We start from the raw sequence: 12,837 nt of genomic DNA on the forward strand, positions 1-12,837 counted from the left end.
GTTAATTTTAGAAGATAAATGGGTATAAAACTTTGCTAAATTAAGTTTAAACCTCGAATTTTGATTAGTTTTAGATTTTAATTGAAAATTACACAAATATAGAAAGATTACATGCACAATACATCCGAGCAGTACGATGCTATCATTAAAATTTGTCGGGATTTATTCCTTAAAAAAATGCAAGATTATGGGAGTGCATGGCGAATTTTAAGACTTCCCTCACTTACCGATCAAATTTATATCAAGGCTCAGCGAATTAGAAGTTTACAAGAAAATGTAGCGCAAAAAGTAGCTGAAGATGCCGAATCCGAATTTATTGGAATTATAAATTATTCCGTAATGGCATTGGTACAATTGGAAAAAGGTGTCGTTACCCAACCCGATCTTTCGGCTGCAGAGGCAGTAAGCTTATTCGACAAGCATATAGGGATCACAAAAAACCTAATGGAAAATAAAAATCACGATTACGGCGAAGCATGGCGAGATATGCGCGTGAGTTCTTTGACAGATCTGATTTTGCAGAAATTATTGAGGGTAAAACAAATAGAAGATAATAAAGGGAAAACCTTGGTCAGCGAAGGAATAGATGCCAATTATCAGGATATGATCAATTATGCTGTTTTTGCCATGATTCATCTGAATGCCGGTGAGTAAGTAGCCAGATTAGAAAAGGTTTAAAAAATTATGCAAGCTCCAAGGGGGGCTTGACTTTCGAAATATAGTAACTAACCATAAAATAAAATAGTTTTAATGAAATACTTAGTAGGGTTTAGCAGACTCATTGTTGGGGTATTATTTATTATTAGCGGATTTATAAAACTGAATGACCCGGTGGGTTTTTCCTTTAAATTAGAGGAATATTTTAGTCCAGGGGTATTGGATATCGCTTTTTTAGAACCCTATGCCTTAGAACTGGCCTTAATTTTGGTTGTTTTTGAGGTCTTATTGGGGATTATGCTATTGTTAGGGTTTAAAGTGAAACTAACGGTATGGAGTTTACTTGTGATGATTGTGTTTTTTACCTTTCTAACCTTTTATTCGGCTTACTTTAATAAAGTGACGGATTGTGGTTGTTTTGGTGACGCTATAAAACTTACCCCTTGGGAATCCTTTACGAAGGATATAATTTTATTAGCGCTAATAATTGTTTTGTTTGTAGGGATGAAGCACCTAAATCCGCTTTTTGGGGATAGGGCCAAAAGGTTAGTGGTTGGAATAAGTTTAATGGTCTCTGTTATTTTTGCCTATTACGTGCTTCACCATTTGCCAGCCATAGATTTTAGACCTTATAAAGTAGGGGCTAATATCACCGAAGGAATGAGTGTTCCTGAAGATGCTCCGAAAGCCGTTTTTGACTATGCGTGGACCTTTGAGGTTAACGGGGAGGAGAAGGTAATCGTTACCCAAGGAGACTATCCAACTGTGGATGGTGAATTGTTAGGGGTAGAAACTACGGAAGTAGTGAAAGGGTATGAGCCTCCTATTCACGATTTTACTATAGAACAGGATGGGGAAGATTTTGCCAGTGTTTTATTGGAAGAGCCTAAATTGATGATGGTGATTGCCTATGATTTAAGAAAAAGTAATTATGGGGCTTTTAAAGAGATCAAGGAAATAACAGATAAGGCCATGAAGAATGGTTATAAGGTAATAGGAATGTCGGCCTCAGATTCGGAATATACCGCCAGAAAAAAGAAGGAATTTCGTTTTGGATTCGACTTTTATTTTACCGACGAAACTACTTTAAAAACCATTGTACGATCAAATCCAGGGGTATTAATGTTAGAGAAAGGTACTATAGTGCAAAAAGTACATTATAATGACCTAGGAGATATAAAATTTTAAGAACTTTGCAAACGAATTCTTGTTTCTTTCCATTATTGCTATGGATTTACGGATAAAGGAATAGAAAAAGGTTTGCAGACAAGATATTACAATAGATAGAATTTAATAAATAGAACAAAAAAAGATAAGGAATGAGAAGTAAAATAGTTGCAGGGAATTGGAAACTGAATAAAAATTTGGCTGAAACAGAAGCCTTGGTAACTGAGCTTTCCTCGAAATTGCCAAATACTTCGGCCGAGGTTATGGTAGCCCCTTCCTTCGTAAATTTAGCTGGAGCGGTTCGTACTTTAGAGTCCTCTTCCATAGAAGTAATTGCACAGAACATGCATTTTGCTGAAAATGGTGCTTTTACCGGTGAGGTTTCTGCCGATATGTTAATAGGAGTTGGTATTAAAACGGTGATCATTGGTCATTCTGAAAGAAGAGCCTATTTTGGTGAAACGGATGAAATCTTGGCTAAAAAGGTAAGCGCGGCCTTGGCAAAGAATTTAAGAGTTATGTTTTGTTTTGGCGAGGAATTGGAAGATCGTAAATCTGGAAATCATTTTGCGGTAGTTGCAGCACAATTAAAGAATGCCTTATTTACTCTTAAAGCAGCAGACTGGAGCAATATTGTATTGGCTTATGAGCCTGTATGGGCCATAGGGACCGGAGAAACTGCTTCTCCAGAACAAGCTCAGGAAATGCACGCTTTTATTCGTAAAACAATCACTGAAGCATATGACGCTACCATAGCAGATAATGTTTCTATACTGTACGGAGGGAGTGTAAAACCATCTAATGCAGTGGAGATATTCTCTAAACCAGATGTTGACGGTGGACTAATTGGAGGTGCTTCTTTAGTAGCCGAAGACTTTTTGGCTATTGTGAAAGCAATTTAATCTATATCCGGAAAAATAATATCCCCAAGGGGAATTCTAAGGGGCATTTTTTTAATGCCCCTTAGATGTTCAATAAAGACAGAAGATGGCAAATAGCATTTACATAGAATATAATTTTAAGGTTAGTCCTGTTCAACCTGCATCAGATATATTGATCGCTGAATTAGGAGAAGTTCAATTCGAAAGTTTTGTAGAAACCGAGGATGGGGTACAGGCCTATATTAAAAAAGAAGATTGGAATCCGAATATTTTGGAAGGATTACCAATTTTAGAGAACTCTTTGTTTGCAATTGAATATGAGTTCGTAGAAATTGAACAAGAAAACTGGAATGCTACCTGGGAAAAAAACTTTAATGCTATTCAGGTAGGTGATAAATGTGTGGTGCGTGCCCCTTTTCACGATAAGCCAGTGGTAGAATTTGATATCGTTATAGAACCAAAAATGAGTTTTGGTACCGGACATCATGAAACTACCCATATGATGATGCAACATATTCTAGAGCTCGATTTTAAAGGGAAATCCGTTTTAGATATGGGAAGTGGTACTGGGGTGTTGGCTATTCTAGCCGCTATGAAAGGTGCTTCGGAAATAGATGCCATTGACATTGACAACTGGTGTTATCTGAATGCTATGGAAAATATTGAGCGCAATAACTGCGAACATATTAAAGTCTATGAAGGCGATGCCAGTTTACTGGTCGATCAAAAATACGATGTCATCATTGCTAATATTAATAGAAATATTCTTTTGGAAGATATCCCAACCTATGTAAAATGTCTTGCGCCTAATGGAGTATTATTGTTGAGCGGTTTTTATAAGGAAGATATTGCTATGATTAGCGAAAAATGTGAATCGGTAGGGTTGAGATTCGAAAATAATTTTGAAAAAAACAACTGGGTTGCAGTAAAATACGTATTTTAGAGAGGAATAAAATAACATTCATGAGTACTAAGGAAAAAATCCTCGAAGAAATTCTTTTAGAGGAGAAGATTACAGCACAAAACGAACTTGTATTGTTTAATGATGAAGTCAATACCTTTGATTTTGTTATTGAAACTTTGATCATGGCCTGTGACCATACTCCGGAACAGGCAGAACAGTGTTCTTTAATTGTACATTACAATGGAAAGTGTACCGTTAAAACTGGTGAGTACAATGACCTAAAATCGCGTTGTAGTATGCTTTTACAAGCGGGATTAAGCGCAGAGATAATTTAATCAATAGCAGGGCGCTATCGTTTAGATGGTGTTTGACCGTTATTCGATGAAGGGTCAGATGTTTAAAGTAAAAAAGGCGGTAACAAGAATGTTGCCGCCTTTTTTATTGTTGTTTACAACAGGGATTTCATTTCTCTCCAATCCGGAAAAGCACATCATGGCGAGTCTTTTATGCGTTAGGGACCGCGGCGGCATCCCCGCAGCGTAGCAAGGGATATAGCCAAGTGCCCGCCCGACGCAGGAGGGAACGCCCAAAATAATATGCTTCTATCTATAAAAATGAAGGACTGTTTGGGTGTATTTATTAAAATCGGCCACTTTTTAAGCCGCCCTGTTATTTTTGACAGGACTATAAGCTACTTCGAGGCTGTTTCCTGAACTTTTTTTCCTAAAACAACTAAAGGGTTAATAGTGATTGGCATGGCTTAATGTGGTAGTTTACTCCGTAAAAGGCCATAGACAAAAGTTCCTAAAAGTGCAGCGGCGATCACAATGAACATGGAGAATACCCCCGTTCCCACTAAAACATACATGGGGCCAGGACAAGCACCGGCCAAAGCCCATCCTAATCCAAAGATGGTACCTCCCAAAATATATCTGCTAACGCTTTTATCTTTGGGTATAAATTTAAGTTCTTCGCCTTCTATGCTTTTTACTTTAAAGCGCTTAAGGGCAGCTACAAAAAGGACCCCAAGAAAAACGGCTGTACCTATAATGCCATACATATGGAAAGACTGAAACTTGAACATTTCGAAAATACGGTACCAAGAAACGGCTTCAGATTTTACTAAAATAATTCCGAAGAATATACCGACGAATAAGAATTTTAAAAATTTCATTTTTAGAATATTAAGGGTAAAATAAAATGTGTCATGATAAGACCTCCAATAAAAAATCCGATAACGGCGATTAAGGAAGGTAATTGAAGGTTGCTTAGGCCTGTAATGGCATGACCAGAAGAACAACCGCCTGCGTAACGGGTACCAAAACCTACAAGGAACCCACCAATAATTAATATGGACATTCCTTTAAGGGTTAGGACATTCTCCCAACTATAAATCTCTGGTGGCAATAGGGTTTCGCCCGCATCGTTAAAGCCTAAGGCGCTTAAATCTGCAATGGTATCGGTACTCAAAGCCATTGTAGAACCGTCCGAAAGAAACTGGGTGGCTATAAATCCACCAATGACGGCTCCTAATACTACTACAAGATTCCACCGTTGTGCTTTCCAATCGAAATTGAAAAAATCAGAAAATTTACCGGCACCACCGATAGTACAAAGGGTTCGTAAGTTCGAAGACATTCCAAAGGTCTTGCCAAAATACATCAGTAACAACATTACCGTTGCAATTAGGGGGCCAGCTACATACCAAGGCCAAGGTTGCAAAATCGATTCCATATAAAATATTTTTAGGCAAATATAGGGGGTTCCTTGTAGGTGGTGTGTAATAATTGTTACAAACTACCAATAGGGGGTGGGGGTGGCAGTAAATTAAAAAGACCTTTGTTTAAGAACTATATCATCGAGAAACAGACGGCATGCCCCTCTAGGATTCAGATGCCAAGATGGGGTCTTTCGTTGGTTTATGGTATTTACCTTGCCGTAATTGGCTATGGTAGTGGGGATGCTTAGGTCTAAACACTTAATCTTGGTATCACAACGTGGTTTTTTGGGTTGAGTTTAGTGGTGTGTAGCCGTTTAAAATGCCGTTCATTCTCGGATACCCAAACTTTAAAGCACTAAGGTTAAGGGTCTAAATCTCTGGGGATGATATACTTTTGCCGATACGGAGAATATGGTGCTTGCTTACTTAAATTGTTGGGTACGGAAAGGTTTTGGGGTACAAATGCTAACCAATGACAATAAGGGCAAAATATTTTATTCTATTAAAATTTCATCTATAAATATCCATGGCTGCATACCGGTGGCTTGATGCCAAGAAGGGATTTTTTCCAAGCTATGCACTAATATCCTAAGCTGGTTATAGTTGCTTTCCGTTACGGGAACCTCTATATATTGAAGTTTTTGCCCTATTTGAGTTTCTGAATCTTTCAGATATTTACTTCCTATCTGTTTATTGTTGGCATAAATGCTGATGTAATCAGGAGAAAATATCCATGACATCTGATCTATCAGTGTGCTTATGTATACTTTGGAAGCAGGTATTTCCTTGTCCAATTTTAAGTCGATGGTAATGATATCGGATTGAAACCCCAGCCATTTATCGCCTTTCCTAAACTGTATGCTTCCTTTTTGCATGTCTATTAAGCTTTCGGGTCCCATGCCGCTATAATTGGGATGAGGTGAGGGTGATACCTTAATGGCGGCATGGGAAATATTGTTTTTTATTTTGGCTATTTGGATAACCGATTCATCACTAGGCCAATAATCTATATGAAAGGCCTTTGCTTTTATGAGGGCGGACTTTTTCACGGTTATTGGCTTTTTATAAACTTCGGAATCCATGGATACCTCCTTTCCATCTGTGGTATAGCGCAAGACAGTATTAGGAACGTTAAAAAGAAGTGCTACGGTGGCAGAATTTTTAAACAATGCAGAGTCCACTTCAAGAATGGGCGAGGCTAATTGAAAGGTTTCGGTACTCGCAAAATTATTTGTCTTTGGAGAATCTTGGCAGGCGAAGAGCAAACAAACGAATAAATAAGCAACTATTAATTTCATATTTTAAACACGAGAGAGTTTTATGGGGTAGGTTTTACCCGAATTCCATTGGGCTACATATAAGTTTTCATCATCATCTACACAGACATCATGTGGATGGTGAAAAATTTTTATGGCCTGATGCATTTTATTTAGTTTTCCATTTTCATAACTAGGTGCCGATCCACCAGGGGCGGAAATTAAGGTGTTGTTTTCGTCCAGTATAGAAACAAACCCAGATCCTTCATCCCCATCTCCAGACCAAATAGTAGCTAAGTAAATATGGTTGCCTGCGATAACGGGTCTGCATATAAAGGCTCCAGGAAGGTCTATACTATTGATGTATTTTCCATCCATAGTAAAGCGTTTTAGCTTATTTTGTTGGCGTGCGGTTATTAAAAGGGTGGGGTTGGCCGCATCTCGGTTGTCAATACAAATACCATGGGCATTATAAAATTGGTGGTCTGCATCTCCCTTGCCTCCGAAGGTGTTAAGTAGCTTTCCTTGGGCATTGTAGTGCATGATATATTGTTCTCCGTAGCCATCGGCTATATAGACATCGCCATTGTCGGCAACGGCGGTTTCTGTGGGGATATATTGGTTTTTGGAAGGGTATTTTCCCGATTCCTTTGGATAGGAGAATATCTGTGCGACCTTGCCGTCAATCGTCGTTTTAATGACTTCGTTCCTGACATTGTCGGCAATATATAGCATGTCTGTACCATTTTCGTTTTTCAGGGTAAGGCCATGAGCACCGGGGTAATCGGTTCCCCAGGTTTCTATCAAGTTTCCTTTCTTATCGTAAATGATAACATTATTCTTGGTGTTATTAGTAAGTAAGAGTATTCTACCCTTGGAGTCCTGTACCATCTCATGGCAATCATTGACCGGGTAATAATTAGCATTTAAAGCGCCCCAGTTGAGATCTATTTTATACTTATGGGTGCCATGGCCTATAATAGCATCCTTGTAAGAAGTCATGGCATTTAAAACGGGAGTCCCAGTAATAAGGCCCATGGTGGCTATACTTGTATTTTGAATAAAATTTCTGCGTTTCATAGCTTTCGCTTTTAAATAGGTCGCTAAATTAACTCAATATAAATTTAGCCCTACAATGAGTGATTGTTCTTTGGCTCTATGATAAAATTCTATGGCCGATCCATTAAATAGATATTGGGACAGGGGGTTGTTATATGCTGTTGTCGTTTAAAATTTTACTTTTCACTTCATTTAAGTAACTGCGTCCTATGGTATATCTCGTGCCTTTAACTTCAATACTATTACCTTCTATGGCGTCAATTTTATCAATGGCAATGGTAAAAGATCTATGAATGCGTATAAATTTATCTGCGGGAAGTTCTTCGGTAAAACTGCTTAGGGTTTTATGAATGATAAATTTATTAGCGGTTGTTTTGATCCTTATGTAATCTTTGAGACTTTCAACCACGATAATGTCGTCTAAAAAAATCTTTTGTAATTTTTTCTTATCTACTTTTACGAATATGCTTTGAGGGTCATTTTTTTCAACGGGTTCCGTAGAGAAAGATGTTTTTCGAAGTTTGGAAATACGATTCACTGCCTTTAAGAATCTAGGGAAACCTATAGGTTTCACCAGGTAATCAATGGCTTCCAACTCAAAACTTTTAAGGGCGTATTCTTCATGGGCAGTAGTCATTACAACCATGGAGTTTCCACTGAGTTCGCTTAAGAAATCTAAACCGTTGAACATAGGCATATTAATGTCCAAAAAGATGATGTCTATTTCGTTTTCTTTAAGAAAGGAAGACGCTTCAATTGCGTTCGAAAATGTCTGGACTAATTCTAATTCCTTAATTTGTTCAACATAATTTTTTAATACATTGATAGCAAGTGGTTCATCATCTACAATTATGACCTTTAACTTCATTACACTTTTAATTTAAGGTTTACATTGAACATGTTTTCTTTTTTATAGATAGACAAATTGTAATCATTCTTCTTGTATCCCAATTCTAAGCGTTTTTTTACGTTTAGTAGTCCAATCCCGCCTTGGGTTTCCATAGAAGCAGATTGTGCTGTTTGTTTGGGAATATTATTGACAACCTGAACGTTTAGGTTATCGTCAATTACATTGATCTTGATAATTATTTCCTTAGGACCTATAGTTTTATTGGCTCCATGTTTAAAGCAATTCTCAACGAGCGGTATAAGTAACATGGGAGGGATGGTCTTGCCCTTCATATCTCCTGAAAATTGGAGATCAATTTTTAGTGATTCATCAAACCTGATCCGTTCCAATTCTATATAGCTCCTTATAAATTCAATTTCCTTTGTCAAATCCTGATGTGGTGCATCAGAATTGTAAATTAAATAACGCATTAATTCCGATAATTTAAGAACAATTTGAGGAGCCTTATCCGATTTTTCTAAAGTTAAGGAATATATATTGTTTAAGGTGTTAAAGAAAAAATGGGGAGACACCTGTGATCGAAGGAATTTTAGTTCGGTGGTTAACTGCCTTTTTTCCAATTCGTGCAGTTTACTTTTTTCCTGAAGCCAATCAATGGTGATTTTGATAGCGGTAACAAAGGAAACCACATAAAGTTCTCCAAGCATGGTGGCTATGGCATAATCTAGGGTTAGGTTTTGTACCTCGCCCGCTTCGGGCATTACATTGGTGTCTATAAAATAATAGGTGAGGTTAAATTTAACCAAAAGCATTATGAATAGGGAAGACAATATTAAAATAGTATAAGTGAAATATTTTCGCTTATACACAAATTTAGGCATCAAAAAATAGATGTTGAAATAGGCCAATGCCATATGGATGGGAAACCCTAATAAATTTGTTTTTAGAGAGTATAGAAAATCATGATGCAGGCTTCCCCAACGAAGAATATTGAAGGACATATAAGCTAGCCAAAAAACAATATGGTGCTTATAGTTAATATTATAGTCTCCGAGTTTACGATGGGAGAAAACATTATTTATCTGATCGGGCATTTGCATCGGGGGCTAGGGAAGTCTATTGTCTATAATGTTGGCGTTTAGCTTTACTGTATGGTTGTTGGTCTAATTTAATTATGCGATTTAAAAAAAAATACCAAATATTTAGATTGGGTTGCCCCATTTTATGAAAATCTAAATAGGTTTTAAGGCGATGAACCGCCAAATAATCGGGGAAATTATAAAAAATAATAGGACTGCAGGAGATAATTATAAAAATTAAGCTGTTAAATGTTGTTTTTGACACAATTAACACTAGTGTCTTGTAGGTGTATTAATACAATGTTGTTTGATTTAAAAAAGAAGAAGAAGAAATGGATGTAATTGATTTGGCCATAATTGTAATCTATGTGGTATTGACCCTTTTTGTCGGGATTTGGGTTTCGAAAAAGGCCTCTAAGGGATTGAAGTCTTATTTTTTAGGTGGAAATGATATTAAATGGTATTACTTAGGATTAAGTAACGGTTCCGGAATGTTCGATGTCTCTGGTACGGCATGGATGGTCGGGATACTATTTTTATACGGTGTAAAAAGTTTTATGTTCATGTGGCTGTGGCCCATATGGAACCAGATTTTTGTGATGATGTTTTTGGCTGTTTGGATCAGGAGGTCTAACATAATGACTGGTTCCGAATGGATATTGACACGTTTTGGTGATGATAGGGCCGGTAGGGCATCACATAGTATTGTGGCAGTCTTTGCAATTGTTGCCGCTGTTGGGTTTATAGCCTATTTTTTTGAGGGAGTTGGTAAATTTATGACCATTATTTTACCATGGGACGTGGCATTGCATATGGGACAAACGGTATTGCTTACTTCCGAACAATCATATGCGATGATCATCATTTTCCTAACCACTATATATACTATTAAAGGGGGGATGTTCTCTGTAGTGGCAACCGAAGTTTTACAGTATCTTATAATGGTAATTGCAGGGGTACTTGTTGCGGGATATGCCTTTTTTGCATTTACCGATGTTGAAATAAATGCCGTGATCGGCCAAGAGTGGCGTAATGTATTTTTTGGTTGGGAATTAGGAACTCATTGGGATGAAGAATATCAGGCTTTTAACAATTTAATCGATTCGGAGGGGTATAAAATGTTCGGGGCCCTTATTGGGATGACGCTTTTTAAAGGTTTTTTCGCCAGTATAGCCGGTCCTACGCCTAGCTATGATTTACAACGTATCTTGTCTACCAAATCTGTTAAGGATGCCGCTTATATGAGCGGATTTACAAACTTGGTGTTATTTATTCCAAGGTACTTGCTTATTTCTGGGATCGTGGTGATCGCATTGGTTGTACTAACCCCGGAAATGCTTGCCAATCCATCACTTTCGGGTGCGGAATTGGAGGTGTTATTGCCTAAAGTGATTAATTTTCATGTTCCAGTAGGGATAAAAGGATTGTTATTGGCAGGGCTATTGGCGGCTTTTATGTCTACTTTCTCGGCTTTTGTAAATGCAGGTCCAGCTTATTTGGTCAATGATATTTATAAGAAGTATTATAAACCAACGGCCTCCGATACACACTATATAAAAGTGAGCCATATAGCCTCGTTTTTGGTCGTGGCCCTAGGGGTGTTTATGGGATTCTTTGCCGATTCTATCAATTCCCTGACACTATGGATTACCAGTGCCCTTTTTGGTGGATACGTGGCTGCTAACTTTTTGAAGTGGATCTGGTGGCGTTTTAATGGTTGGGGATATTTTTGGGGTATGTTGGCGGGATTGGTGATAGCTTCCTTGCAATTTATTTTGGATCAGAATAAAGGTAATTTTTCCGAGGGGAGTATTCTGTATGAATTGTCACATATGCATGCCATTTATTTGTTTCCTATAATTTTCGGGGTATCCTTTTTAGGATCTATTTTGGGTACCTATTTAAGTGCGCCAACAGACAGGGAGGTTTTGGTTTCCTTTTATAAAAATGTGAAGCCTTGGGGTTGGTGGCAACCAATATACCTTGATATAAAGAAAGAAGATCCTACCTTTGAAAAAAACAAGGAGTTTTGGTTAGATATGATGAATTGTGCGGTGGGCATTATTTGGCAGTCTAGTATGATTGTGATGCCTATATATTTCATGGTAAGGGATTATCCAAAGGCTATCGTTAGTTTAGTAGTCTTTTTGGTAACATGTGCCATCCTTAAATTTACATGGTTGGATAGGGTGAGGAAAATTCCAAATTAGATTGATATAAATATTTTAAAATAGTTAATAATTAAATAAATCGTATAAAGTGAGCAATATTCCATGGCAAGAGAGACCGGCAGATAGCACAGATGTTATTTGGCGATATGATGCAAATCCGGTAGTAAAGAGAGATGCGATACCATCTTCCAATAGTATTTTTAATAGTGCTGTTGTTGAATTTGACGGTGGGTATGCCGGTGTTTTTAGATGTGACAACAAGGCCGTGCAGATGAATATATTTGCTGGTTTTAGTAAGGATGGAATCAATTGGGAAATCAACCATGATCCTATTTCTTTTCAGGCAGGTAATACAGATATGATCGAATCTGATTATAAGTACGACCCTAGGGTTGTCTTTATAGAAGATAGGTACTGGATAACTTGGTGTAATGGGTATAATGGTCCTACTATTGGAATAGGGTATACCTTTGATTTCAAAGAATTTTTTCAATGTGAAAACGCCTTCTTGCCTTTTAATAGGAACGGTGTATTGTTTCCGGAAAAGATTGATGGCAAATACGCCATGTTAAGTCGCCCTAGTGATAACGGACATACTCCTTTTGGCGATATCTATATTAGCTATAGCCCAGATATGAAATATTGGGGAGAGCACCGTTGCGTAATGAAAGTGACTCCGTTTACTGAAAGTGCATGGCAATGTACAAAAATCGGGGCTGGACCAATACCAATTCTTACCGAGGAAGGTTGGTTGACATTCTATCATGGTGTTATCAATACCTGTAACGGGTTTAGATATTCTATGGGAGCGGCCATCTTAGATAAAGACCGTCCAGACAAGGTATTGTACAGAAGTAAACCTTATTTATTATCACCTCAAACGCCTTACGAGTGTATGGGCGACGTTCCTAATGTTGTTTTCCCGTGTGCAGCCTTACATTCTATAGAAGAAGATAAAGTAGCCATTTATTACGGCGCAGCAGATACGGTTACTGGCGTAGCATTTGGTCGTATCTCGGAAATATTAAAATTCATTAAGGAAAATAGTTTATAAAAAGTATTGTTTCACCCCTTAAATAACTCATCATTTAAG

Annotated in this window: 13 protein-coding genes; 7 read left to right on the forward strand and 6 right to left on the reverse strand. The window is 37.6% G+C overall.

Features of this window, described 5'->3' with window-relative positions; all coding sequences use genetic code 11:
* Nucleotides 1-111: 111 nt before the first annotated feature.
* From HCG49_RS03965 to HCG49_RS03985, 5 genes are all read left to right on the forward strand, one after another.
* On the forward strand, nucleotides 112-654 hold the full coding sequence (locus HCG49_RS03965; protein ID WP_168468255.1) for a DUF1599 domain-containing protein: 543 nt from the start codon (nucleotides 112-114) through the stop codon (nucleotides 652-654).
* 96 nt (nucleotides 655-750) lie between these two features.
* Complete coding sequence (locus tag HCG49_RS03970; RefSeq protein WP_168468256.1) at nucleotides 751-1,845, forward strand: BT_3928 family protein; 1,095 nt, start codon at nucleotides 751-753, stop codon at nucleotides 1,843-1,845.
* Between the two features lie 131 nt (nucleotides 1,846-1,976).
* The gene (gene tpiA / locus HCG49_RS03975) at nucleotides 1,977-2,726 is read left to right on the forward strand and encodes a triose-phosphate isomerase (protein WP_072765759.1); all 750 of its coding nucleotides are present in this window, start codon (nucleotides 1,977-1,979) and stop codon (nucleotides 2,724-2,726) included.
* Nucleotides 2,727-2,811: 85 nt separating this feature from the next.
* Entirely contained in the window at nucleotides 2,812-3,648 is an 837-nt protein-coding gene (gene prmA, locus HCG49_RS03980) for a 50S ribosomal protein L11 methyltransferase (protein WP_168468257.1), read from the forward strand.
* A gap of 20 nt (nucleotides 3,649-3,668) precedes the next feature.
* Entirely contained in the window at nucleotides 3,669-3,944 is a 276-nt protein-coding gene (locus HCG49_RS03985) for an ATP-dependent Clp protease adaptor ClpS (RefSeq protein WP_168468258.1), read from the forward strand.
* Nucleotides 3,945-4,369: 425 nt separating this feature from the next.
* Here HCG49_RS03985 and HCG49_RS03990 read toward each other — a convergent pair whose 3' ends face one another.
* The 6 genes from HCG49_RS03990 to HCG49_RS04015 form a co-directional block, all read right to left on the reverse strand.
* On the reverse strand, nucleotides 4,370-4,783 hold the full coding sequence (locus HCG49_RS03990; protein WP_168468259.1) for a DUF6691 family protein: 414 nt from the start codon (nucleotides 4,781-4,783) through the stop codon (nucleotides 4,370-4,372).
* Between the two features lie 2 nt (nucleotides 4,784-4,785).
* On the reverse strand, nucleotides 4,786-5,343 hold the full coding sequence (locus HCG49_RS03995; RefSeq protein WP_168468260.1) for a YeeE/YedE family protein: 558 nt from the start codon (nucleotides 5,341-5,343) through the stop codon (nucleotides 4,786-4,788).
* A gap of 480 nt (nucleotides 5,344-5,823) precedes the next feature.
* The gene (locus HCG49_RS04000; protein ID WP_168468261.1) at nucleotides 5,824-6,627 is read right to left on the reverse strand and encodes a chitobiase/beta-hexosaminidase C-terminal domain-containing protein; all 804 of its coding nucleotides are present in this window, start codon (nucleotides 6,625-6,627) and stop codon (nucleotides 5,824-5,826) included.
* A 3-nt stretch (nucleotides 6,628-6,630) separates the two neighbouring features.
* Nucleotides 6,631-7,665, reverse strand: coding sequence for a 6-bladed beta-propeller (locus HCG49_RS04005; RefSeq protein WP_168468262.1), 1,035 nt, complete (start codon nucleotides 7,663-7,665; stop codon nucleotides 6,631-6,633).
* Nucleotides 7,666-7,795: 130 nt separating this feature from the next.
* Nucleotides 7,796-8,512, reverse strand: a complete 717-nt coding sequence (locus HCG49_RS04010) for a LytR/AlgR family response regulator transcription factor (protein WP_168468263.1) — start codon at nucleotides 8,510-8,512, stop codon at nucleotides 7,796-7,798.
* The gene (locus tag HCG49_RS04015) at nucleotides 8,512-9,588 is read right to left on the reverse strand and encodes a sensor histidine kinase (RefSeq protein ID WP_317167447.1); all 1,077 of its coding nucleotides are present in this window, start codon (nucleotides 9,586-9,588) and stop codon (nucleotides 8,512-8,514) included. The genes HCG49_RS04010 and HCG49_RS04015 overlap by 1 nt, the downstream gene beginning before the upstream one ends.
* Nucleotides 9,589-9,905: 317 nt before the next feature.
* Between HCG49_RS04015 and HCG49_RS04020 the strand changes: the two genes are divergently transcribed.
* Both HCG49_RS04020 and HCG49_RS04025 read left to right on the forward strand, forming a co-directional pair.
* Nucleotides 9,906-11,783, forward strand: a complete 1,878-nt coding sequence (locus HCG49_RS04020; protein WP_168468265.1) for a sodium:solute symporter family protein — start codon at nucleotides 9,906-9,908, stop codon at nucleotides 11,781-11,783.
* 49 nt (nucleotides 11,784-11,832) lie between these two features.
* Nucleotides 11,833-12,798, forward strand: a complete 966-nt coding sequence (locus tag HCG49_RS04025; RefSeq protein WP_168468266.1) for a glycoside hydrolase family 130 protein — start codon at nucleotides 11,833-11,835, stop codon at nucleotides 12,796-12,798.
* Nucleotides 12,799-12,837 lie beyond the last annotated feature (39 nt).

The sequence above is a fragment of the Arenibacter sp. 6A1 genome (assembly GCF_012272855.1).
Lineage (GTDB): Bacteria > Bacteroidota > Bacteroidia > Flavobacteriales > Flavobacteriaceae > Arenibacter.